Genomic DNA, 23,597 nt, shown 5'->3' on the forward strand with positions numbered 1-23,597 from the left:
GCCCCCAAACATACCGCACCGCCGGTGGAAACAGTTTATTGGAGGTTTTGGGAATGTCGGATCGCATTGAGATCGCCGGTCTTCGTATCGCGCGCGTCCTGCACGACTTCGTGGCAAACGAGGCGCTGGCAGGCAGCGGCATCGATGCGCAGGCTTTCTGGTCCGGCGTTTCGGCGATCGCGCACGATCTGGCGCCGCGCAACCGTGCGCTCCTCGATCGGCGGGCCGAATTGCAGGGCAGGCTCGACCAGTGGTATCGCGACAATGGCGCGCCGGTCGATCTGGACGGCTACAAGGCATTCCTGGCCGAGATCGGCTATCTGGTGCCGGAAGGCCCGGCCTTCGAGGTGACGACCGCCAATGTCGATCCCGAGATCGCCGAGGTCGCCGGTCCGCAGCTCGTCGTGCCGGTGATGAATGCGCGCTATGCGCTCAATGCCGCCAATGCGCGCTGGGGCTCGCTCTACGATGCGCTCTACGGCACCGACGCGATCGCCGAGGCCGACGGTGCCGGGAAGGGCAAGGGCTACAATCCGGTGCGAGGCGGCAAGGTCATCGCCTGGGGCCGCAACTTCCTCGACGAGAGCGCTCCGTTGCAGGGTGGCTCCTGGGCGGATGCGGGCGCGCTGTCGGTCCGGGACGGCAAGCTCGTCGTCGGTGAGACCGGCCTTGCCGATCCGGCCCAGTTCGCCGGCTATCGCGGCGAGGCCTCCGCGCCGTCGGCCGTTCTGCTCAGGAAGAACGGCCTGCATGTCGAGATCGTCATCGACCGCGACAGCGTGATCGGCAAGACCGACAAGGCCGGCATTTCCGACATCGTGCTGGAAGCGGCGCTGACCACCATCCAGGACTGCGAGGATTCGGTCGCGGCCGTGGACGCCGAGGACAAGGTCGTCGTCTACCGCAACTGGCTGGGCCTGATGAAGGGCGACCTTGCCGAGGAGATCTCCAAGGACGGCCGCACCTTCACACGCCGCCTGAACGGCGACCGTGCCTACACCGCGCCTGGCGGCGGCGAGCTGGTGCTGCCGGGCCGCTCGCTGATGCTGGTGCGCAATGTCGGCCACCTGATGACCAACCCGGCGATCCTGCTCAAGGACGGTTCGGAAATTCCCGAGGGCATCATGGACGCGGCGATCACCGCGCTGATCGCCCTCAACGATGTCGGGCCGAAGGGCCGCCGCGCCAACAGCCGCGCCGGCTCCATGTATGTGGTCAAGCCCAAGATGCACGGGCCGGAGGAGGTCGCCTTCGCCGTCGAGATTTTCGACCGCGTCGAGGACCTGCTGGGCATGGCCCGCAATACCATCAAGATGGGCATCATGGACGAGGAGCGGCGCACCACCGTCAACCTCAAGGAATGCATCCGTGCCGCCGCGGCGCGCGTGGCCTTCATCAACACCGGCTTCCTCGACCGCACCGGCGACGAGATCCACACCTCGATGGAAGCCGGCCCGATGATCCGCAAGGGCGACATGAAGCAGGCGCCGTGGATCGGGGCCTATGAGGCCTGGAACGTCGACACCGGCCTCGAATGCGGCCTGTCCGGCCATGCCCAGATCGGCAAGGGCATGTGGGCGATGCCCGACATGATGGCGGCGATGCTGGAGCAGAAGATCGCCCACCCCAAGGCCGGCGCCAACACCGCCTGGGTGCCGTCGCCCACGGCGGCCACGCTGCACGCCACCCACTACCATCAGGTCAATGTGCATGCCGTTCAGGCCGCGATCCGCAACCGCCCGAAGGCGAAGCTGGACGATCTTCTGACCGTGCCGGTGGCGGTGCGCCCCAACTGGACGCCGCAGGACATCCAGCTCGAGCTGGACAACAACGCGCAGGGCATCCTCGGCTATGTGGTGCGCTGGGTCGACCAGGGCGTCGGCTGCTCCAAGGTGCCGGACATCAACGATGTCGGCCTGATGGAGGACCGCGCCACGCTGCGCATCTCCTCCCAGCACATCGCCAACTGGCTGCACCATGGCGTGTGCAGCGAGGAGCAGGTGATGGAAACGATGAAGCGCATGGCCGCCGTGGTCGACCGCCAGAATGCCGGCGATCCGCTCTACCGGCCGATGGCCCCGGATTTCGACGCCTCGATCGCCTTCCAGGCCGCCTGTGACCTGGTCTTCAAGGGGCGCGAGCAGCCGAGCGGCTACACCGAGCCGCTGCTCCACCAGCGCCGGCTCGAACTCAAGGCGAAGCTCGCTTCGTGATCTCTAGGCCACCGGCCGGCATCGTCCCGGCCGGTGGCCGCGCCGATACTTGCGGCGCGTTTGCATGCGCGCCGCCTTGTGATGCGCCTGCACATGCGCTAGCCCATGCGCACCATGATCGTGCTTGCCCTGGATTGTTCCGCCAGCCTCTGTGCCGCCTGCGTCTATGATGCGGGCGGGGGCATCGAGCTTGGCCGCGAGGTGCGCGATCTCGGCAAGGGCCATGCCGAGCATCTGATGGCCGTCATCGACGCCGCGCTCGGCAAGGCCGGAAAAACCTTTGCCGGGCTCGATGCCATCGCCGTTTCGGTCGGCCCCGGCTCCTTCACCGGGGTGAGGGTCGGCGTGTCGACGGCGCGCGGCCTGGCGCTTGCCCTGAAAATCCCGGCGATCGGGGTGACGACGCTGGAAGCGCTGGCGGCGGAAGCGGCGGACGGCTTCCCCGGCCGCGCGGTGCTGGCGGCTCTCGACGGCGGGCGCGGCGAAATCCATGCGGGGCTCTACGACAAGCACCTCAAGCCGCTGTTCGGCCCGGCCGCGACGAGCCTGGAGGAAGCGGCCCGGCTGGCAAAACAAGCGGATGCCGTGCTCGCCGGCACCGTTGCTGAAGCGGTGGCGGCGCTGGGCGGATCGGCCGAGATCGGCCCGGTGAAGGCGACCGCCGACATCGCCGTCTATGCAAGGCTCGCTGCGGGAAAGGGGGCGGGCGAAAGGCCCCGGCCCGTCTATCTGCGCGATGCGGACGCCAAGCCGCAGGCCGGCTTCGTCTTGCCGCGAACAGGTTCGTGACGGCGGCTGCGCGGGGAGGAGAAATTCGCATGCGCATACCTTTCCTTTCATCCTTGCGCCGCGAATATGCGTTGCAGCCGCTGTCGGTGGACGACAGCGCCATTGCCGCCACGCTTCACGCGGAGGGCTTCAGCCGCCCGTGGGCCGATGAGGAATTCGCCTCGCTTCTGGGGCAGGACACGGTGTTCGGCTTTGCCGCCCGTGAAGTGGGACGGCGCGGACGTGGGCCGGTCGGCTTCGTGCTGGCGCGGCTGGCCGCCGGTGAGGCCGAAATCCTCACCATCGTCGTGGCGCGCGCCCATCGCCGGCACGGGCTCGGCTGGCAGCTCATGGATGCGGTGCTGCGCGAGCTTCACGCCCAGCGCGCCGAGGCGCTGTTCCTGGAGGTGGACGAGGCCAACCCGGCGGCGATCGCGCTTTACCGGCGCCTTGGCTTCCGCGAGGTGGGCAAGCGGCCCAATTACTACCAGTCGACCGAAAACGGCCCGACCGGCGCGCTGGTCATGCGCCGCGACCTGCGCTGACGGCGGCCCGGCTGCATGATCGCGAAGCTGAGGATCGGTCTGGCGCTGGCCCTGGCGGCTTCGGGAACGCTGGTCCTCGTGCCTTTGCAGCTCATATCGATGAAGACCGGGCTATGGCGCGAGACGGTGGTGCTGAAGGTCTGGCACCGCGTCATCCTCCGGGCGCTGGGCATGCGCGTGCATGTGACCGGCAAGCTGGCGCCGCAGCGCCCGCTGCTGATCGCGGCCAACCATGTGTCCTGGACCGACATTCCCGTTCTTGGCGCCATCGCCGATGTCCGTTTCATCGCCAAGGCCGACATGCAGGGCTGGCCGCTGGTGGGTTTCCTGTCGAGCCTCCAGCGCACCGTCTACATAGACCGCGAGCGGCGGCGCAAATCCGGCGATCAGGCCGGCGAGATCGCCGGGCGGCTCGTCAATGGCGAGGCCATGGTACTTTTCGCGGAGGGCACGACCGGCGACGGCAACCTGATGCTGCCGTTCAAGAGCACGCTGTTCGGCGCGGCCACCATGGCGATTGCCGATGGCGCGGCACGCGAGGTGGCCATACAACCGGTGGCGATCGTCTATACGCGGCTGCACGGCATGCCGCTCGGCCGCCGCTTTCGGGCGCTGGCAAGCTGGATCGGCGATCAGGACCTTGCGCCCCATGCCAAAACCCTGCTCGGCACCGGCGCCATGGACGTCGAGGTGCGGTTCGGCGAACCGGTCGTCTTCGCCGCCGGCGACAACCGCAAGCAGGCGGCCCGGCTGGTGGAAGAACGGGTGCGGGAGATGTTTGCCGCGGCGCTGCGCGAGCCGCTGCCTGCGCCGCGTCCCAAGCCGCCACAAACTGGGCCAAAAGCATAGATTCGCCCGGCTTTTGCTGGTAGAAGCCCGCCGATGGAACAGACGCCAACCCTTCCGACCGAAAAGGGCACGCCGAAGAAGGTCTTCGTCAAGACCTATGGCTGCCAGATGAACGTCTACGATTCGCAGCGCATGACCGATGCGCTGGCCGCCGACGGCTATGTGGCGACCGAGGCGATCGAGGACGCCGATCTAGTGCTGCTCAACACCTGCCATATCCGCGAGAAGGCGGCCGAGAAGGTCTATTCCGAGCTTGGCCGCATCCGCGACATGAAGGCCGAGCGGCAGGGCAATGGCGGCGATCTGGTGATCGGCGTCACCGGCTGCGTGGCGCAGGCCGAGGGCAGCGAGATCATCCGCCGCGCTCCGGCCGTGGATCTGGTCGTCGGCCCGCAGACCTATCACCGGCTGCCGGACGTGCTGGCCAAGGTGCGCAACGGCGAGAAGGTCGTCGAGACCGAATACGCCATCGAGGACAAGTTCGCCCACCTGCCGCAGCCGCGCCGCGCGGAAGTGGCCCGGCGCGGCGTCACCGCCTTCCTCACCGTGCAGGAAGGCTGCGACAAGTTCTGCACCTTCTGCGTGGTGCCCTACACGCGCGGTTCGGAAGTCTCGCGCCCGGTCGCCCAGATCGTGGCCGAGGCCGAGCGGCTGGCCGAGGCCGGCGTGCGCGAGGTCACCCTGCTTGGCCAGAACGTCAATGCCTGGCACGGCGAGGGGCCGGACGGTTCCGAATGGGGGCTCGGCCGCCTGCTGTTCCGGCTGGCGGAAATTCCCAGCCTTACGCGGCTGCGCTACACCACCAGCCATCCGCGCGACATGGACGACGAGCTGATTGCCGCCCATCGCGACCTCGGCGCGCTGATGCCCTATCTGCATCTGCCGGTGCAGTCCGGGTCCGACCGCATCCTGAAGGCGATGAACCGCCGCCACACCGCCGCGGATTATCTGCGCCTGCTCGAGCGTATTCGCTCGGCCCGCGCCGACATCGCCATGTCGGGCGATTTCATCGTCGGCTTCCCGGGCGAGACGGAGGCCGATTTCGAGGACACGATGAGGATCGTGCGCGAGGTTTCCTACGCCTCGGCCTTCTCCTTCAAATATTCCCCGCGCCCCGGCACGCCGGGGGCCGAGATGGACGGTCATGTCGAGGAACCGGTCAAGGACGAACGGCTGCAGCGGCTGCAGGCGCTGCTCGGCGAGCAGCAGCAGGCCTTCACCGCTTCCATGATCGGGCGTACCATGTCGACGCTGATCGAGAAGCCGGGCCGTCAGCCTGGGCAGAAGGTGGGCCGCTCGCCCTGGCTCCAGCCGGTGATTGTTGATGAAAAGGTCGCCGAAATCGGTGACATTATTGATGTGCGAATCACGAAGACTGGCCACAACAGCCTGTTCGCCGAACCGGCCTGATCGCGGATGAACCGGACGATCTGGCCCCGGCAGATTTGGAGAGACGGTTGAGCGCAGCCGACCTGACGAATACGAGCCCCGATGGACCCTCCTCCAGCGTTCCATCCGGAGCCTCGGACATGGCCCACATCGTGCTCACCTTCGACAACAACAAGCTTGCCGGCTCGCTCTACGGCCAGTTCGACGAGAATCTGGCGCGGCTGGAGCAGAAGCTGGGCGTCGATATTCGCTCGCGCGGCAACCAGCTCACCATCCGCGGTTCCGCCGTCGCCGCCGAGCAGGCGCGCCGCGCGCTCGACAGCCTCTACGACATCCTCCAGAAGGGTTCCGAAATCAGCCAGTCCGATGTCGATGGCGCGGTGCGCATGGCCATCGCCGCCGACGACCAGCTCATCCTGCCGACCATGGAGCGCAAGGGCAAGATGTCGGCCGCGCAGATTTCCACGCGCAAGAAGACCATCTATGCCCGCTCGCTGAACCAGGACGCCTATATGCGGGCGCTGGAGCGCTCCGAGCTGGTGTTCGGCGTCGGTCCGGCCGGCACCGGCAAGACCTATCTGGCGGTGGCGCACGCCGCCATGCTGCTGGAACGCGGCATGGTCGAGCGCATCATCCTGTCGCGGCCGGCGGTCGAGGCCGGCGAGCGGCTGGGCTTCCTGCCGGGCGACATGAAGGAGAAGGTCGATCCCTATCTGCGGCCGCTCTATGACGCGCTCTACGACATGATGCCGGGCGACAAGGTGGAACGGGCGATCACCGCCGGCGTCATCGAGATCGCGCCGCTGGCCTTCATGCGCGGTCGCACGCTCTCCCACGCCGCCGTCATTCTCGACGAGGCGCAGAATACGACCTCCATGCAGATGAAGATGTTCCTCACGCGTCTCGGGGAAAATTCGCGCATGATCGTTACCGGCGACCCGACCCAGATCGACCTGCCGCCGAACACGAAGTCCGGGCTGGTCGAGGCGTTGCGCGTGCTGGACGGCGTGCCGGGTGTCGTCACCGTGCGCTTCAACGATGTCGATGTGGTGCGCCATCCGCTGGTGGCCGAGATCGTCAGGGCCTATGACCGCGACGGCAAGGTCGCGCGCGGGCTGGAAGGCTGACGAGCGCCGCCATGCCTGAAGACAATCGCGACCTGGCGGCATCGGCGCCGCTTCCGGTGGATATAGACCTTCTGGTCGAGGCCGGCGACTGGCCGCCGCAGAGCGATCTCCTGCATCTGGTGGAGCGGGCCGTCGGCGCGGTTCTGGCCGAGTTGCAGCTGCGGTGGACGGGGCGCAGCGAATTGAGCGTCGTCTTCTGCGACGATGCCCGCATCCGCGACCTGAATGCCGAATGGCGTGGCAAGGACAGGCCCACCAATGTCCTCTCCTTTCCAGCTTTCGAGGCGGAGGAAGGCTTCCAGCCACCCATGCTGGGCGATATCGTGCTGGCTGCGGAGACCGTCGCGCGCGAGGCGGAACTGGAAAACAAGCCGCTCGACAACCATATCAGTCATCTGCTGGTCCATGGATTTCTGCATCTTCTGGGGTACGATCACGAGACCGAGGAAGAGGCGGAGGACATGGAGGCAGTTGAGCGCAGGGCGCTGGCAAGGCTTGCCATTCCCGATCCCTATGCGTAATTACGTTGAAAACCTGACCGGACGACGATGAACGAAACGCCAAATACTGCCCCGCACGATGAGGCAGGCAGCTCTCGGGACATTCCCGAGAATTCCGACGAGGACCCGAGTCCGAGTATCGCGACCGGCAGCCAGCCGGCGGAAGCCGCCCCTGCCGGACCTGGCCTTGTCCAGAAGCTGATCTCGCTGTTCAAGCCGCGCAACGGCACCAATCTGCGCGAGGAAATCGCCGACGCCCTGGCCGAGACCGGTGTCGACGCGGAAGCCTTCTCGCCCGGCGAACGGGCGATGCTCAACAACATCCTGCGCTTGCGCGAGGTGCGCGTCGAGGACGTGATGGTGCCGCGCGCCGACATCGAGGCGGCGGAGATCGGCACCACGCTGGCCGATCTGATGACCATGTTCGAGCAGTCCGGCCATTCGCGCATGCCCGTCTATGCCGAGACGCTGGACGATCCGCGCGGCATGATCCATATCCGCGACGTTTTGGGGCACATCACGCGCGGCGCCCGCGGCAAGAAGCGCCGCACCACTCGCAAGCAGCCGCTCGGCGCCCAGCTCGACCTGTCGCAGGTCGATCTCTCGCGCACCATCGGCGAACTCAACCTCATGCGCCCGGTCCTGTTCGTGCCGCCTTCCATGCTGGCGTCGGACCTGATGGGCCGCATGCAGGCGGCGCGCACCCAGATGGCGCTGGTCATCGACGAATATGGCGGCACCGACGGTCTCGCCTCGCTGGAGGACATCGTCGAGATGGTCGTCGGTGACATCGAGGACGAGCACGATGACGAGGATCCGTTGATCACGAAGGCCGGCGACGGCGTGTTTATCGTCGACGGCAAGGCCGAGATCGAGGATGTGCAGGCCATGATCGGGGAGGATTTCGCACCCGGCGAGCACGGCGAATCGGTCGACACCATCGGCGGCATGATCTTCAACACGCTGGGCCGCGTGCCGGCGCGCGGCGAGGTGGTGCAGGCCATACCCGGCTTCGAGTTCCATGTGCTGGATGCCGATCCGCGCCGCGTCAAGCGCGTGCGCATCGTGCAACTCCCCAAGGCAGACCGGCGCAAGCGCGCGGTCAGGGCCGAGCAGGCCTGATCGGCCCCGATCGGCAAGAGGACCGGCTGCAGGGCCGGCCCCCTTTGCCTCGACATCTCAGGGCGCGAAATCCAGAAAGCCGACGACGCTTTCGATGCGGCCGGTGCCGTCCAGCTTCACCATGTCGGTTCCGCCGGCAACCGGTTCCCCGCCTTCCGGCGCCAGGTCCCAGGAAAAGCGGACCCACGGCCCATGGCCGTCCGGTGTCCCTCTCAGGGCAAAGCTGTGCCCCGGAAAGTGCGCGCGCGCTCCGGCAATCATCGTGCCGATGCCGCCGTGCCCGTCGCCGTTCATCATCGGATCGACATAGCGGGCATCGGAGGCCCAGCCACCGGTGATGGCCTCCTGACGCCGCGCGTCGTCGGCTTCGTTCCACACGGCCAGATAGGCTTCGGCGACGGCAAGGGGCGTGGGCTGGGTCATGGTCGTTCTCCTTGTTGTTGACCGCCCAACCATGCCGGCGCTGCTGCACCGGATCGATTACCTCCAAGGTAATGTCCGCAAAGAAACCCGGTGCTACAGTCGGCGTCATGAGCACCACCACGGAAACAGTCGGCGACCTCTTGCGCGAATGGCGGCGCCGCCGCCGCTACAGCCAGCTCGAACTGGCCGGTGAGGCCGGCGTGTCGACGCGCCACCTGAGCTTCGTCGAGAGCGGCAGGGCAGGGGCCAGCCGTGACATGCTGGTACGCTTGTCGGAACAGCTCGACATGCCGTTGCGGGCCCGCAACCGTCTGCTGCTCGCCGGCGGTTTTGCGCCCGCCTATGGGGAGCGGTCCCTGGACGAGCCCGCCATGGGCGAGGCAAGGGCGGTGCTCGATGCGGTGCTGGCCGGGCATGCGCCGTTCCCCGCGCTGGCCGTCGATGCACATTGGAACCTCGTCGCGGCCAATGACGCGGTCATGGCGCTGCTCGATGGCGTCTCGCCCGTGCTGCTTGCTCCGCCGGTGAACGTGTTGCGGCTGAGCCTCCATCCTCAGGGCCTCGCGCCGCGCATCGACAATCTGGCCGAGTGGCGCCACCATTTGCTCGAGCGGCTTTGCATGCAGACGGAAAGCAGCGGCGATGCCAGGCTCGCGGCGCTGCACGCGGAACTTGCCGCGCTGCCGTTCCGCGCCGGCACGAAGCCCCCCGTGCCGGTCAATCCCGTCGCCGTGCCGTTGAGATTGCGCGCGGCCGGCACGGTCCTGTCGTTGCTTTCGACCACCACCGTTTTCGGGACGGCGACGGATGTCACGCTCGCCGAGATCACCCTCGAATGCTTCTACCCCGCCGATGCGGACACGCGGGCCTATTTCCTTCGCGGTGCGGCAAATGCCGGGTGAATGGGCGTTTGGCGCGCGGACTCCCGCCTGCTAGGTTTTGCCGGTGATTCGTGTTGATCGGTAGGTCTCATGCAACGCCTTGCCGGCCGGATAGTGCTGCTTTGGGGGTGGCGGCGGGCGTTGGTCGCCTTCCTTGCCGGAATGCTGGCCGTGCTGGGGCAGGCGCCCTATGATTTTTCGGTGGCCTGCTTCATCTCCTTCCCCGTGCTGGTCTGGCTTCTCGACGGCACCACCGGTGACCGCGCCGCAAGCCGGCTCGGGCGCCTGAAGCCTGCCTTCGCGGTCGGCTGGTGGTTCGGCTTCGGCTATTTCCTCGGCGGCCTGTGGTGGATCGGGCTGGCGCTGCTGGTCGAGGCGGAGAGCTTTGCCTGGGCATTGCCCTTCGCCGTGGTCGGCATTCCGCTGGGCCTGGCGTTTTTCTACGGGCTGGCGACAGCCATCGCCCGCTCGATGTGGGGCGGCGGCATCGGCCGCATCGCGGCCCTTGCCGTCGGCTTTGCCATCGCCGAATGGCTGCGCGGCTTCCTCTTCACCGGCTTTCCATGGAATGCCATCGGCTATGCCGCGATGCCGGTGACGATGCTCATGCAGAGCGTTTCGGTGATCGGCATGGACGGCATGAACGCCCTTGCCGTGTTCGTCTTCGCCTTGCCGGCGCTGCTGGTGGATCAATCCGGGCGGCGGATCGGTGTCGCCCTGTTTGCCGGTCTGCTGATCGCCCATGCCGGCTTCGGTTATTATCGGCTTACCAAGCCGGTGCCGGAGGCGCGGGACCATCTGTCGGTGCGTATCGTGCAGCCGAATGTCGATCTCAGCGAAAAATGGGACGCTCAGGTGCGCGACCGCATCTTCGCCTCGCTGATCGAACTGTCCTCGCGCCCGCCGGCGCAAGGGCAGGAGCGCCCGCAACTGATCATCTGGCCCGAAACGTCCGTGCCGTTCCTGTTCACGGATCGGCCCGAAGCGCTGACGGCGATCGGCGAGATGTTGCAGGAAGGCCAGCTCCTGCTGGCCGGCATCGTGCGCGAGGAAGCGGCCTCGGGGCCGGGGACGCGCACCCGCTATTACAATTCGGTGGTGGCGATCGACGACCGCGGCGAGATCGTCGATGCGGTCGACAAGGTTCATCTGGTGCCGTTCGGCGAGTACATCCCCTTCGCCGATCTGTTCGCCGCCATCGGCATCGAGCAGCTCGTCGCCGGCCCGATGAATTTCGACGCCGGCAGCCAGCGCAAGGACCTCAGCCTGCCGGGCGGCGCCCGGGCCGTGCCCTTCATCTGCTACGAGGTCATTTTCCCCGAACTGGTGGCGCATGACGCCGAGGCGGCGCAAATCATGGTCAATGTCACCAACGACGCATGGTTCGGCGACACGCCGGGGCCGTATCAGCACTTCCGGCAGGCGCAGATACGCGCCGTTGAAAACGGCTTACCTTTGCTGCGCGCGGCAAATACCGGCATCTCCGGTATCGTCGAGCAGCGGGGGATGGTGGTCGACGCGCTGGCCATCGATACGCTGGGCGCGATAGACGCCCGCATCCCCGTTTACCATGCGGAAACCATAAATTATGAGCAGCGTCGCATAAATGGCATAATCGTAGTGCTGCTTCTTGTCGCTGCCACACTTGTTGTGAATGTAAGGCGGAGCCTACGATCGAATTGACAGCCCGTATATTAGAACTTCATATTGTATGAGATTGCCTATTTGGGATGAGGCTGGAGCATCCATTCGCGCCTCGTGCAGGTCGATGCGATAAGGCATATGATAACAGAAAAGCCGGAGGAATTCGGCGAGGGACGAATGGCGGAACAGAACAAAAAGAAGCCTAATCCGATAGATGCGCATGTCGGCGGACGCATACGCATGCGACGCAACATGCTGGGCATGAGCCAGGAGAGGCTGGGCGAGAGCCTGGGCATAACCTTCCAGCAAATCCAGAAATATGAAAAGGGCACCAACCGCGTTGGCGCCAGCCGGCTGCAGGCCATCGCCTCCATATTGGAAGTGCCGCCGGCTTTCTTTTTCGAGAACGCGCCCACCCAGGACGCTGGACCGGGCGGCGGGCTTTCCGAGGACAGCTCCATGACCTCGGTGATGGAGTTCTGCTCCAGCCAGGAAGGCATCCAGCTCAACCGTGCCTTCGTGAAGATCACCGACCCCAAGGTGCGTCGGCGGATCGTCGATCTGGTTAAATCCCTTTCGGCCGACGATCTCGACCAATAAATGCTCCTGTTGACGGCTTGGGAGAAAGTCCTTTCCCGCCGGCCTCCCGACAGCTTGACGACTCGCGCACCACCCCGCTAACACGTTGCGCGCCATATCGACGCAACGCCGCAGCCGCCGCTGCGGTATTTCTAGAGGGGACATCCCGTGAGCCGTCTGAATTACCTCTTCACCTCGGAATCCGTGTCCGAGGGCCACCCCGACAAGGTCTGCGACCGCATATCCGATGAAATCGTCGACCTCGTTTACCGGGAGGCGAAGAAAAGCGGCATGGATCCCTGGAAGGTGCGCGTGGCCTGCGAGACGCTGGCCACCACCAACCGCGTCGTGATCGCGGGCGAGGTGCGCGTGCCGGACACGCTGCTGAAGAAGGACAAGGACGGCAACATCCTCAAGGATGCCTCCGGCCATGCCGTCATCAACCCCTCGAAGATCCGCGCCGCCGCGCGCAAGGCGATCAAGGCGATCGGCTACGAGCAGGACGGCTTCCACTGGAAGACGGCGAAGATCGACGTGCTGCTGCACGGCCAGTCGCCGGACATCGGCCAGGGCGTCGACAACGCCGCCGATCGTCAGGGCGAGGAAGGCGCGGGCGACCAGGGCATCATGTTCGGCTACGCCTGCCGCGAGACGCCGGACCTGATGCCGGCGCCGATCTACTACAGCCACAAGATTCTGGAGCTTCTGGCCGCCGCCCGCCACAAGGGCGAAGGTGATGTCGGCAAGCTCGGCCCCGACGCCAAGAGTCAGGTCACGGTCCGTTACGAGGACGGCAAGGCCGCCGAGGCGACCCAGATCGTGCTTTCGACCCAGCATCTCGACGGAAGCTGGGATTCCAAGAAGGTCCGCAAGGTCGTCGAGCCCTACATTCGCGAGGCGCTGGGCGACCTCAAGATCGCCGAGGACTGCAACTGGTACATCAATCCGACCGGCAAGTTCGTCATCGGCGGCCCGGACGGCGACGCGGGCCTCACCGGCCGCAAGATCATCGTCGACACCTATGGCGGCGCTGCCCCCCATGGCGGTGGCGCCTTCTCCGGCAAGGACACCACCAAGGTGGACCGTTCGGCAGCCTATGCGGCGCGCTACCTCGCCAAGAACGTGGTGGCCGCGAAGCTGGCCGACCGCTGCACCATCCAGCTTTCCTATGCCATCGGCGTCGCCCAGCCGCTGTCCGTCTATGTGGACCTGCACGGCACCGGCAAGGTCGAGGAATCGGTTCTGGAAGAGGCCCTGCGCAAGGTCATGGACCTGTCGCCGAGCGGCATCCGCCGCCATCTCGACCTCAACAAGCCGATCTACGCCCGGACGTCCGCCTACGGCCACTTCGGCCGCAAGGCCGGCCGTGACGGTTCGTTCTCGTGGGAAAAGACCGATCTGGTGAAGGCGCTCAAGGAAGCCGTCGCCGGTTGAGCGAGGTGCCTGAAGCCGTGTCCCGCGAAGACGAAAGACCCAGCCGCGCCAGCGAAGCCTTCTTCGGCCGCCGCCGCGGCAAGGCGCTGCGCTCCGGCCAGTCGGCGGCGCTGGCCTCGGGGCTGGGGCGCTACGGGCTCGACCTGTCGAGCCCGGCGCCGGACGATCTGCGCCGGCTCTTGTCCTCGCCGGTGGAGGGCGTGCGGCTGGAGATCGGCTTCGGCGGCGGCGAGCATCTGCTGCACGAGGCGACCACCCGTCCGGGCACCGGCTTCATCGGCGTCGAGCCCTTCGTCAACGGCATGGCCAAGATGGCGGCGGCGCTGGAGCGCCAGCCGCTCGCCAACATCAGGCTGTTCCACGACGACGCGACGCTGCTGCTCGACTGGCTGCCCGCGGCGTCGCTCGACGGCATCGACCTGCTCTATCCCGATCCGTGGCCGAAGAAGCGGCATTGGAAGCGCCGCTTCGTCAATGCGGCCAATCTCGACCGTTTCGCCCGGGCGCTGAAGCCCGGCGGCCGCTTCCGCTTCGCCTCGGACATCGACACCTACGTCAACTGGACCCTTCTGCACTGCCGGGCCCACCCCGCCTTCGAATGGCAGGCGCACGAGGCCGCCGACTGGCACACGCCCTATGAGGGTTGGCCGGGCACGCGCTATGAGGCCAAGGCGCTGCGCGAAGGCCGCCCGCCTGCCTATCTGACCTTCCTGCGTTCCTGAATCCTTCCTGTTTCACAACATCTTGGACCTTCGGACGAGGGTGCTTGCGCCCGTGTGCGTCTGATGTCACGTTGCGGTTGAGGTCCGCGACGGGCCGGCCGCCGGACGGGAGCCGGCGCATGCGTGTCAGCCCGCAGCGGCGGGTATCAAGGGAGGAAATGCAGTGAAGCAGTTCGTGTGGGCATCCATCATTGCCGGCGCCATGGCCCTTCCGGCGATGGCCGAGGACTACAAGATCATGGCTCCGGCCGCGCCGGGCGGCGGATGGGACCAGACCGCAAGGTCGATGCAGGCGGCCCTTCAGGACGAAAAGATTTCCAGCAGCGTGCAGGTCCAGAACGTGCCGGGCGCCGGCGGCACCATCGGCCTCGCCCAGTTCGTCAACCAGTCGTCGGGCGATCCTTCGCAGCTCATCGTCGGCGGCTACGTCATGGTCGGCGCGATCCTCACCAACGGCTCGCCGGTCACGCTCGACCAGGTGACGCCGATCGCGCGGCTGACCGGCGAATATGAGGCGATCGTGGTCCCGGCGGCCTCCGACATCAAGGACATGGCGGGTCTGGTCGAGAAGCTGAAGGCCGATCCCGGCGGCGTTTCGTGGGGCGGCGGCTCGGCCGGCGGCACCGACCACATCACCGCGGGCCTGATCGCCAAGGCGGTGGGCGTCGATCCGACCAAGGTCAACTACATCGCCTTCTCCGGCGGCGGCGAGGCGCTGGCCGCCATTCTCGGCAACCAGGTCACCGTCGGCATTTCCGGCTATGGCGAGTTCGCGTCGCAGATCGAGGCGGGCACGCTGCGCATCATCGGCATCTCCAGCGACGAGCGGGTCGAGGGCATCGATGCGCCGACCTTCAAGGAAGGCGGCGTCGACGTCTCGATCCAGAACTGGCGCATGGTGGCTGCCGCGCCCGGCATCAGCGACGAGCAGAAAGCCACGATTCTGGCCGATATCGAGAAGATGGCGAAGTCCGAGAGCTGGCAGAAGACCCTGGCGGAAAAGGGCTGGGCCGATACCTATCTGGCCGGTGACGCCTTCACCGAACAGCTCAAGAAGGATACCGACGACACCACCGCCATCCTCAAAGAGATCGGCCTCGTCAAATGAGCGACTCCGGTTCGCGCAACACCCAGCGCCGCCCCGACAAGGCGGCGCTGGTCATAGCGGCGGCACTGGCCGTTGCCGCCATCGTCATCGCCTGGAGCACGTCGCAGGCCGGTGGCGTGGCCGGCTACTCGCCAGTCGGCCCCAAGACCTTTCCCTACATCATCGCCGGTGGCCTGTTCCTCCTGTCGATCCTGACCGCGATCGAGGCGATGCGGGGCCATTTCCCCGCGCGCGAGGTGCAGGATTTTCCGCCCATGCTGTGGGTGCTCGGCGGGCTGGTGGCGCAGATGCTGACCATGAAGACGATCGGCTTCGCCTTTTCCACCGGCCTGCTGTTCGCCGCCACCGCGCGCGCCTTCGGCAAGGGGCCGCTGTGGATGACCTTTCCCATCGGCGTGGTCTTCGCGCTGCTCGTGTGGTTGATGTTCGCCAAGGGCCTGCAGCTCACGCTGCCCGCCGGCCCGCTCGAACGGCTGTTCTGACGGGGGCGCGCCATGGATACATTCGGCTTGCTCGCCCATGGCCTTGCGGTGGCCATGGACCCGTCCAACCTGCTTTATGCCCTGATCGGCGTCACGCTCGGGACGGCGGTGGGCGTGCTGCCGGGCATCGGTCCGGCGCTCACCGTGGCGCTGCTGTTGCCCGTCACCTACAAGCTCGATCCGGCCGGCTCGCTCATCATGTTCGCCGGCATCTATTACGGCGGCATGTATGGCGGCTCGACCACCTCGATCCTGCTCAACACCCCGGGTGAAAGCGCCTCCATCGTCACCGCGCTGGAGGGCAACAAGATGGCGCGGTCCGGCCGGGGAGGGCCGGCGCTCGCCACCGCCGCCATCGGCTCCTTCGTGGCTGGCCTGATCGCGACGCTGGGCCTCGCCTTCATCGCGCCGACGGTGGTGAGGTTCGCGCTGTCCTTCGGCCCGTCCGAATATTTCGCGCTGATGCTGCTGGCCTTCATGACGGTGTCGGCCGCCTTCGGCGAATCGACGCTGCGCGGCATCACCGCCCTGTTCATCGGCCTGGCGCTTGGCCTCATCGGCATCGACCAGCTTACCGGACAGGCGCGGCTGACCTTCGGCATGCCCAATCTGTTCGACGGCATTTCCGTGACCACGCTGGCCGTCGCGCTGTTCGCCATCGGCGAGACTTTTACCGTCGTCGCCCAGCGCGCCACCGGCGAAGACAAGGTGGAATCGGTCAAGGGTTCGGTATGGATGAGCCGAAAGGACTGGAGCCGCTCATGGGTGCCGTGGCTGCGCGGCACCGCCATCGGCTTCCCGATCGGCGCCATGCCGGCGGGCGGCGCGGATGTCGCCAGCTTCCTGTCCTATTCGGCGGAGAAGAATTTCTCCAAGCATCCGGAGGAATTCGGCACCGGCGCCATCGAGGGCGTGGCCGGCCCCGAAGCGGCCAACAATGCGTCGGCCGCCGGCACGCTGGTGCCGCTGCTGACGCTCGGCCTGCCCACCACGGCCACGGCGGCGATCATGCTGGCCGGCTTCCAGCAGTTCGGCCTCCAGCCGGGGCCGCTGCTGTTCGCCACCAACGCGCCGCTGGTGTGGGGCCTGATCGCCAGCCTGCTGGTCGCTAACTTCATGCTGCTGGTGCTCAACCTGCCGCTGATCGGCCTGTGGGTGAAGCTGCTGTCGATCCCCAAGCCATGGCTCTATGCCGGTATCCTGGTCTTCGCCACGCTGGGCACCATCGGCGCCGACGGCTCGACCTTCTTCCTCGGCCCGGCGCCGGTCTCCTTCGGCCTGCTCCTGCTGATGCTGTTCGGCCTGCTCGGCTATGGGCTGCGCCGCTTCGGCTATCCCATCGCCCCGGTGGTGGTCGGCCTCATCCTCGGTCCGATGGCCGAAAAGAGCCTGAGGCAGGCCTTGCAGATCAGCCAGGGCGACCCGATGGCTCTGTTCCATTCGTGGATCGCGATTCTGCTTTGGGTGCTGGCGATCCTGGCCGTGGTCCTGCCGCTCTATCTGCGCGCCCGGGGCAAGGGCAAGATGCTCGCCCAGCTTGCCACCGACGAGGATTGAGCGGATCGGTTCGCCTGGAGCACCGGCCAAAACAAAAGGGCGTCCTCACGGGCGCCCTTCATACATTGAACCGGATAGATGGACCGGTTGCCGGCCGGCATGTCAGCCGAGATGGATCTGTCCGAACTGCTTCGGATCGATGCCGAGCTTGCGCAGGTGATGAGCCTCGGGCTTCACGCCGCGCTCCACGGCATTGGCGGCGGCAATGGCGCTGCCCATCATCCCGAAGAAATTGCCGATTCGGTTGAACGGCTTGTAGCGGGTCATTTTGGGTTCCTTTGCTGCACCGCCTAATTTTTCTTGTGCGGTGCAACATGGATATAGGCGCGAGGGGCTGTTTTTGCCATAGCGTATAGCGCATGCGAGCCTTGCACTGGTTGCACATCTGGGCAAAATGCCCCCGATCGGCGGGCGCTATTGAACCTTGCGCGGATTTCCTCTATATACGGCGCAAATTCTTGGTCGGTATGACGAAGAGTGGGTCCATCCGGTCCCGCTCTTTTTTGTTACCTGCCTTTCGACAGGAGCCCGAGACGGTATCCATGACGGCTAGCGAAGACATCGCAGGTAAAGACGCAGGCGACGACCGCATCATCCGCGAAAGCGGCATCGAGGCGCGCATCGCCGCGATCATCCTGCCGGTGCTGCGCGGCATCGGCTTCCGGCTGGTGCGCGTGCGGCTATCCGGCCAGCACGGCCTTACCTTGCAGATCATGGCCGAGCGCGACGACGGCACCATGACCGTCGAGGACTGCGAGGAGGTGAGCCGCGCCGTCTCGCCGGCGCTCGATGTGGAAGATCCCATCGAAAAGGCGTATCATCTCGAGGTGTCGTCGCCGGGCATCGACCGGCCGCTGGTGCGCAAGAGCGACTTCGCCACATGGCTCGGCCATCTGGCCAAGATGGAGACCTCGACCCTCGTTGCCGAGCGCAAGCGCTTCAAGGGCCGTATCACCGAGGTGGACGACGAAGGCATTCTGGTCCTTCGCGACGTGCCCGCCTATGGCGAGGAGCCTTCGGTGCGCGTGCCTTTCGAGACCATTGCCGAGGCCCGTCTGATCCTTACGGACGACCTCATCCGGGATGCGCTGTCGAAGGACAACCGCGCTCGCAAGGAAGCGAAGAAACGCCACGGCGAAACCGACGAGGCGTCCGAGGACGCCGAAGACGGAAACGAACACGAAGCTGATTGAACCGTCGCGAAAGGGCGGCCCGGTTCAGGGAGAAAGACATGGTTGTAAGCGCAAACAGGCTTGAACTGCTGCAGATTGCCGATGCGGTCGCGCGCGAGAAGTCGATCGACAAGCAGATCGTCATCGACGCCATGGCCGACGCCATCCAGAAGGCGGCGCGTTCGCGCTACGGCCTGGAGACCAACATCCGCGCCGACATCAACCCGCAGACCGGCGAGATGAAGCTGCAGCGCCTGATGGAAGTGGTCGAGACGGTCGAGGACTACGCCACGCAGATCGCACTGCTTACGGCGCGTGAGCGCAATCCCGACGCCCAGCTTGGCGATTTCATCGCCGAGCAGCTTCCGCCGATGGACTTCGGCCGCATCGCCGCCCAGTCGGCCAAGCAGGTCATCGTCCAGAAGGTGCGCGAGGCCGAGCGCGACCGTCAGTATGACGAATACAAGGATCGCATCGGCGAGATCGTCAACGGCACCGTCAAGCGCGTCGAATACGGCAACGTCATCGTCGACCTCGGCCGTGGCGAGGGCATCATCCGCCGCGACGAGCTGATCCCGCGCGAGATTTACAAATATGGCGACCGCGTGCGCGCCTATGTCTACGACGTGCGCCGCGAGCAGCGCGGCCCGCAGATCTTCCTGTCGCGCACCCATCCGCAATTCATGGCCAAGCTGTTCACCATGGAAGTGCCGGAAATCTACGACGGCATCATCGAGATCAAGTCGGTGGCCCGCGATCCGGGCTCGCGCGCCAAGATCGCCGTGATTTCCCGCGATTCCTCCATCGATCCGGTCGGCGCCTGCGTCGGCATGCGCGGCAGCCGCGTTCAGGCCGTGGTCGGCGAGCTTCAGGGCGAGAAGATCGACATCATCCCGTGGTCGCCTTCGGCCGCCTCCTTCATCGTCAACGCGCTCCAGCCGGCCGAGGTCGCCAAGGTGGTGCTGGACGAGGATGCCGAGCGCATCGAGGTGGTGGTGCCGGACGACCAGCTTTCGCTGGCCATCGGCCGCCGCGGCCAGAACGTGCGTCTCGCCTCGCAGCTCACCGGCTGGGACATCGACATCCTGACCGAGCAGGAGGAAAGCGAGCGCCGCCAGAAGGAATTCGTGGAACGCTCCAACCTGTTCATGGATGCGCTCGACGTCGACGAGATGGTCGGCCAGGTGCTGGCGTCGGAAGGCTTCACCAGCGTCGAGGAAGTCGCCTATGTCGACAGCGACGAGATTTCGTCCATCGACGGTTTCGACGAGGAGACCGCGACCGAGATCCAGACCCGCGCCCGTGAATATCTGGAGCGCATCGAGGCCGAGCACGACGCCAGGCGCAAGGAGCTCGGCGTTGAGGACGAGCTGCGCGAGATCCCCGGCATCACCACCGCCATGATGGTGACGCTCGGCGAGGATGGCGTGAAGACGGTCGAGGATTTCGCCGGCTATGCCGCCGACGACCTTGCCGGCTGGAAGGAGCGCAAGGACGGCGAGACCAAGGTCTATCCCGGCGTGCTGGCTCCCCACGGCATCTCCCACACAGAGGCCGAACAGATGATCATGGCCGCCCGCCTCAAGGCCGGCTGGATCACCGAGGACGAAGCCGAGGCCCCCGATGAGGCCGACGCCGAAGCCGAAGCGTGACGTGATGAGGATCGGGACGCCATTTGCCGGATATGAACGATCGCACCTGCATCGTCACGAGGAAGACCGCCGAAACGGATGAACTGATCCGTTTCGTCGTCGGCCCGGATTCGGTCGTCGTCCCTGATCTCAAGCGGAATCTGCCCGGCCGTGGTTGCTGGGTGAGTGCCGATCGCCTACATATAGACAAGGCGGCGGCGAAAAACCTGTTTTCGCGCGCCTTCAAGGCCAAGGTCGAAGTGCCGCCGGAACTCGGCGCCATGGTCGACGGGTTGCTGGCACGGTCAGCTCTGGGCATGCTTGGGCTTGCCCGCAAGGCCGGCGCGGTCGTTTCCGGCGCAACCAAGGTGGAGGATGCGGTGCGCAATGGCGCAGCGCTTCTCGTTCTCCATGCCAGGGAAGCTGCGGAAGACGGCGTGCGCAAGATCAGCCAGGCCCGCCGCGCCACGGTGCATCTGGGTGGCCCCGCGATCCGTGCCTACAAACTTTTCCCCGAGGCCGAATTGGGTTTGGCATTGGGGGGCACAAATGTGATACATGCTGCCGTCCTCGCGTCCGACGCGGGGAGGGCGGTTCAGCAGCGCATGGTTGCGCTCGACCGTTACCGGGGCGGATCCCCGGACGATCTGGCGATGCTTGCGGCCGTCGTCAGCGAGGATGATGCCGCAGAGGATTGGGAATGAGCGATACGAAATCGGGCGACGACAAGACTTTGAGCGTGACGCCGAAGAAGACCCTGACGCTGAAGCGCCCGGGCCTGGAACAGGGAACTGTGCGCCAGAACTTCTCGCATGGCCGCACCAAGTCTGTCGTGGTCGAGACCAAGAAGCGCAAGTTCAATATCCCCGGCGAGAAGCCGGAACCTTCTGTGTTCGCGCCGAAGCCGCAGGCTCCGGCAGCGCAGGAGGCTCCCGCCGTCAAGGAGACGCCGAAGGTGACGCCGCCGCCCGCGCCGCCGCAGCCTGCCGAGCGGCTGGTGCTGAACGAGCTGTCGCGCGACGAGATGGAAGCCCGCCGCCGGGCGCTTCAGGGCGCCCAGTCGCGGGAGGCCGAAGATCGCGCCCGCGCCGCCGAGGAAGCCCGTCGCCGGGCCGAGGAAGAAGAGCGCCGCCAGCGCGAGCGCGAGGAATCCGCGCGCCGTCAGGCGGAAGAGCAGGCCCGCCTCCAGGCCGAGGCCGAATCCCGCCGCCGGGCCGAGGAGGAGGCGCGCCGCCGCGCGCCGCAGCCGCAGGCAGCCGAAGAAGAAGAGGAAGAGGCCAAGCCGGTGAAGCGTGCCGGCGGTGCTCCCGCCAGCGTGCCGCCGCGCCGCATCGTGACGCCGGAAGTCGCACGCCCGGCCAAGGCCAAGGGCGACGAGGACCGTCGTCGCGGCAAGCTCACCCTCAACAGCGCGCTGTCCTCCGAGGACGGCGACGCCCGCTCGCGCTCGCTTTCGGCGATGCGCCGGCGGCAGGAAAAGTTCAAGCGGGCCATGTATCAGGAGCCCCGCGAGAAGGTTATGCGAGAAGTGACACTGCCCGAAACCATCACCATCCAGGAACTGGCGCAGCGCATGTCCGAGCGCGCCGTGGACGTGGTGAAGTTCTTCATGAAGCAGGGCCAGATGATGAAGCCGGGCGACGTCATCGACGCCGACACGGCCGAACTCGTCGCGACCGAGTTCGGGCACACCGTCAAGCGCGTGGCCGATTCCGACATCGAGGAAGGCCTGTTCAACATCGCCGACAACGCCGAGGACCTGGTGTCGCGCCCGCCGGTGGTCACCATCATGGGCCATGTCGACCACGGCAAGACGTCGCTGCTCGACGCGATCCGCCACGCCAAGGTCCAGTCGGGCGAGGCCGGCGGCATCACCCAGCACATCGGCGCCTATCAGGTGGAGAAGGACGGTCAGAAGATCACCTTCATCGACACGCCCGGCCACGCTGCCTTCACCGCCATGCGCGCCCGCGGTGCGCAGGCCACCGACATCGCCGTTCTGGTGGTGGCGGCCGACGACAGCGTGATGCCGCAGACGATCGAGTCCATCAACCACGCCAAGGCGGCCAATGTGCCGATCATCGTGGCGATCAACAAGATCGACAAGCCGGCCGCCGATGCCCAGAAGGTGCGCACCCAGCTTCTCCAGCACGAGGTGTTCGTCGAATCCATGGGCGGCGAGGTGCTGGATGTCGAGGTTTCGGCCAAGACCGGCGCCGGCATCGACAAGCTGCTCGAGGCGATCCTGCTGCAGGCCGAGATCCTCGACCTTAAGGCGAATCCGGATCGCACGTCGGAAGGCGTGGTCATCGAGGCGCAGCTCGACAAGGGCCGTGGTCCGGTGGCGACGGTTCTGGTGCAGACCGGCACGCTGATGCCCGGCGACATCGTCGTGGCGGGCAACGAGTGGGGCCGCGTGCGCGCGCTGGTCAACGACCGCGGCGAGCACGTGGAAGAGGCCGGACCGTCCATGCCGGTCGAAATCCTCGGCATGCAGGGCACGCCCCGCGCCGGCGATCGCTTCGCCATCGTCAACAACGAGGCCCGTGCCCGCGAGATCACCGAATATCGCCAGCGCAAGGCGCGCGACAAGGCGGCTGCCAAGCATGCCGGCCAGCGCGGCTCGCTGGAGCAGATGATGTCGCAGATGCAGTCGAGCGGCCTCAAGGAGTTCCCGCTGGTCATCAAGGGCGACGTGTCGGGCTCGGTCGAGGCGATCAACGTGGCGCTGGAAGAGCTCGGCACGGACGAGGTGCGCGTGCGCATCGTCCATTCGGCCGCCGGCGGCATCACCGAAACCGACGTTTCGCTGGCCGAGACGTCGGGGGCCGTCATCATCGGCTTCAACGTCCGCGCCAATGCGCAGGCGCGGCAGGCCGCCGAGGCCGCGGGCATCGAGATCCGCTACTACAACGTGATCTACAGCCTGATCGACGACATCAAGGATGCGATGTCGGGCATGCTTTCGCCCGAGCGCCGCGAGACCTTCCTCGGCAATGCCGAGATCCTCGAGGTGTTCCACATCACCAAGGTCGGCAAGATCGCCGGCTGCCGCGTCACCGAAGGCAGGGTGGAGCGTGGTGCGGGCGTGCGCCTGATCCGCGACAACGTCGTCATCCACGAGGGCACGCTGAAGACGCTGAAGCGCTTCAAGGACGAGGTCTCCGAGGTCCCGGCCGGCCAGGAATGCGGCATGGCGTTCCAGAACTACGAGAACATCCAGGTCGGCGACGTCATCGAATGCTTCCGCGTCGAAATGGTGGCGCGGAAACTGTAAACTGTCCTCAGGCAGCTTTGCGAGTGGCGGCCGGTACGGCCGCCATTCTTTTAGAGCAATTCCAGCAAAAGTGCGAAGCGGTTTTGCGTCCGGAATTGCGTGGAAACAATGACTTAAAGCGCACGGCGCTTTAATGTTTCGGGCGGGGTACGGTCCAATTCCGGCCCCGCGTGT

The 23,597-nt window shown here is 66.2% G+C and carries 22 protein-coding genes; 20 read left to right on the forward strand and 2 right to left on the reverse strand.

All coding sequences use genetic code 11. The features are described from left to right. Positions 1–53: 53 nt before the first annotated feature. The 8 genes from ABID37_RS15865 (at position 54) to ABID37_RS15900 (ending at position 8,513) form a co-directional block, all read left to right on the forward strand. On the forward strand, positions 54–2,213 hold the full coding sequence (locus ABID37_RS15865; RefSeq protein ID WP_354196465.1) for a malate synthase G: 2,160 nt from the start codon (positions 54–56) through the stop codon (positions 2,211–2,213). Positions 2,214–2,327: 114 nt separating this feature from the next. Continuing rightward, positions 2,328–3,002 carry a tRNA (adenosine(37)-N6)-threonylcarbamoyltransferase complex dimerization subunit type 1 TsaB gene (gene tsaB / locus ABID37_RS15870; protein WP_354196771.1) on the forward strand — a complete coding sequence of 225 codons (675 nt, stop codon included), beginning with the start codon at positions 2,328–2,330 and terminating at the stop codon, positions 3,000–3,002. 29 nt (positions 3,003–3,031) lie between these two features. Beyond that, a complete protein-coding gene (locus tag ABID37_RS15875) occupies positions 3,032–3,526 on the forward strand; it encodes a GNAT family N-acetyltransferase (protein WP_354196467.1) in 495 nt (164 codons plus the stop codon). A 15-nt stretch (positions 3,527–3,541) separates the two neighbouring features. Further along, positions 3,542–4,375, forward strand: a complete 834-nt coding sequence (gene olsA, locus ABID37_RS15880; protein ID WP_354196469.1) for a lyso-ornithine lipid O-acyltransferase — start codon at positions 3,542–3,544, stop codon at positions 4,373–4,375. A gap of 33 nt (positions 4,376–4,408) precedes the next feature. After that, a complete protein-coding gene (gene miaB / locus ABID37_RS15885; protein WP_354196471.1) occupies positions 4,409–5,785 on the forward strand; it encodes a tRNA (N6-isopentenyl adenosine(37)-C2)-methylthiotransferase MiaB in 1,377 nt (458 codons plus the stop codon). A 119-nt stretch (positions 5,786–5,904) separates the two neighbouring features. Then, a complete protein-coding gene (locus ABID37_RS15890) occupies positions 5,905–6,891 on the forward strand; it encodes a PhoH family protein (protein WP_354196473.1) in 987 nt (328 codons plus the stop codon). 11 nt (positions 6,892–6,902) lie between these two features. Continuing rightward, a complete protein-coding gene (gene ybeY / locus ABID37_RS15895) occupies positions 6,903–7,412 on the forward strand; it encodes an rRNA maturation RNase YbeY (protein ID WP_354196475.1) in 510 nt (169 codons plus the stop codon). Positions 7,413–7,439: 27 nt separating this feature from the next. Then, positions 7,440–8,513, forward strand: coding sequence for a hemolysin family protein (locus ABID37_RS15900; protein WP_354196477.1), 1,074 nt, complete (start codon positions 7,440–7,442; stop codon positions 8,511–8,513). Between the two features lie 57 nt (positions 8,514–8,570). Here the strand turns inward: ABID37_RS15900 and ABID37_RS15905 are convergent, their stop codons facing one another. Beyond that, positions 8,571–8,936, reverse strand: coding sequence for a nuclear transport factor 2 family protein (locus ABID37_RS15905; protein WP_354196479.1), 366 nt, complete (start codon positions 8,934–8,936; stop codon positions 8,571–8,573). A gap of 107 nt (positions 8,937–9,043) precedes the next feature. Here ABID37_RS15905 and ABID37_RS15910 point away from each other — a divergent pair, with 107 nt between their 5' ends. The 8 genes from ABID37_RS15910 (at position 9,044) to ABID37_RS15945 (ending at position 17,343) form a co-directional block, all read left to right on the forward strand. Beyond that, complete coding sequence (locus tag ABID37_RS15910) at positions 9,044–9,838, forward strand: helix-turn-helix domain-containing protein (protein WP_354196481.1); 795 nt, start codon at positions 9,044–9,046, stop codon at positions 9,836–9,838. 69 nt (positions 9,839–9,907) lie between these two features. Continuing rightward, positions 9,908–11,500 (forward strand): apolipoprotein N-acyltransferase, encoded by a 1,593-nt coding sequence (lnt, locus tag ABID37_RS15915; protein ID WP_354196483.1) that lies wholly within the window; start codon positions 9,908–9,910, stop codon positions 11,498–11,500. A 138-nt stretch (positions 11,501–11,638) separates the two neighbouring features. Beyond that, the gene (locus tag ABID37_RS15920; RefSeq protein ID WP_354196485.1) at positions 11,639–12,061 is read left to right on the forward strand and encodes a helix-turn-helix domain-containing protein; all 423 of its coding nucleotides are present in this window, start codon (positions 11,639–11,641) and stop codon (positions 12,059–12,061) included. A gap of 147 nt (positions 12,062–12,208) precedes the next feature. Beyond that, positions 12,209–13,474 carry a methionine adenosyltransferase gene (gene metK, locus ABID37_RS15925; RefSeq protein WP_354196487.1) on the forward strand — a complete coding sequence of 422 codons (1,266 nt, stop codon included), beginning with the start codon at positions 12,209–12,211 and terminating at the stop codon, positions 13,472–13,474. Continuing rightward, positions 13,471–14,196, forward strand: a complete 726-nt coding sequence (gene trmB, locus ABID37_RS15930) for a tRNA (guanine(46)-N(7))-methyltransferase TrmB (protein ID WP_354196489.1) — start codon at positions 13,471–13,473, stop codon at positions 14,194–14,196. Before metK ends, trmB begins: the two co-directional genes overlap by 4 nt. A 202-nt stretch (positions 14,197–14,398) precedes the next feature. After that, a complete protein-coding gene (locus tag ABID37_RS15935) occupies positions 14,399–15,304 on the forward strand; it encodes a Bug family tripartite tricarboxylate transporter substrate binding protein (RefSeq protein WP_435521573.1) in 906 nt (301 codons plus the stop codon). Next, the gene (locus ABID37_RS15940) at positions 15,301–15,786 is read left to right on the forward strand and encodes a tripartite tricarboxylate transporter TctB family protein (RefSeq protein WP_354196493.1); all 486 of its coding nucleotides are present in this window, start codon (positions 15,301–15,303) and stop codon (positions 15,784–15,786) included. Before ABID37_RS15935 ends, ABID37_RS15940 begins: the two co-directional genes overlap by 4 nt. 12 nt (positions 15,787–15,798) lie before the next feature. Beyond that, the gene (locus ABID37_RS15945) at positions 15,799–17,343 is read left to right on the forward strand and encodes a tripartite tricarboxylate transporter permease (RefSeq protein ID WP_354196495.1); all 1,545 of its coding nucleotides are present in this window, start codon (positions 15,799–15,801) and stop codon (positions 17,341–17,343) included. A gap of 102 nt (positions 17,344–17,445) precedes the next feature. On the opposite strand, the gene ABID37_RS15950 is transcribed toward ABID37_RS15945, so the two are convergent. Further along, a complete protein-coding gene (locus tag ABID37_RS15950) occupies positions 17,446–17,610 on the reverse strand; it encodes a hypothetical protein (protein ID WP_354196497.1) in 165 nt (54 codons plus the stop codon). Between the two features lie 275 nt (positions 17,611–17,885). Between ABID37_RS15950 and rimP the strand changes: the two genes are divergently transcribed. From rimP to infB, 4 genes are read left to right on the forward strand one after another with little or no spacing between them, the layout of a single operon-like run. Then, complete coding sequence (gene rimP, locus ABID37_RS15955; protein WP_354196499.1) at positions 17,886–18,536, forward strand: ribosome maturation factor RimP; 651 nt, start codon at positions 17,886–17,888, stop codon at positions 18,534–18,536. Positions 18,537–18,574: 38 nt separating this feature from the next. Beyond that, complete coding sequence (gene nusA, locus ABID37_RS15960) at positions 18,575–20,167, forward strand: transcription termination factor NusA (RefSeq protein WP_354196501.1); 1,593 nt, start codon at positions 18,575–18,577, stop codon at positions 20,165–20,167. Between the two features lie 32 nt (positions 20,168–20,199). Continuing rightward, positions 20,200–20,850, forward strand: a complete 651-nt coding sequence (locus ABID37_RS15965) for an RNA-binding protein (protein ID WP_354196503.1) — start codon at positions 20,200–20,202, stop codon at positions 20,848–20,850. Then, positions 20,847–23,423 (forward strand): translation initiation factor IF-2, encoded by a 2,577-nt coding sequence (gene infB, locus ABID37_RS15970; protein WP_354196505.1) that lies wholly within the window; start codon positions 20,847–20,849, stop codon positions 23,421–23,423. Before ABID37_RS15965 ends, infB begins: the two co-directional genes overlap by 4 nt. The last annotated feature ends 174 nt before the right edge of the window (positions 23,424–23,597 follow it).

Source organism: Aquamicrobium terrae (assembly GCF_040545735.1).
GTDB classification, from domain to species: Bacteria; Pseudomonadota; Alphaproteobacteria; order Rhizobiales; family Rhizobiaceae; genus Mesorhizobium; species Mesorhizobium terrae_A.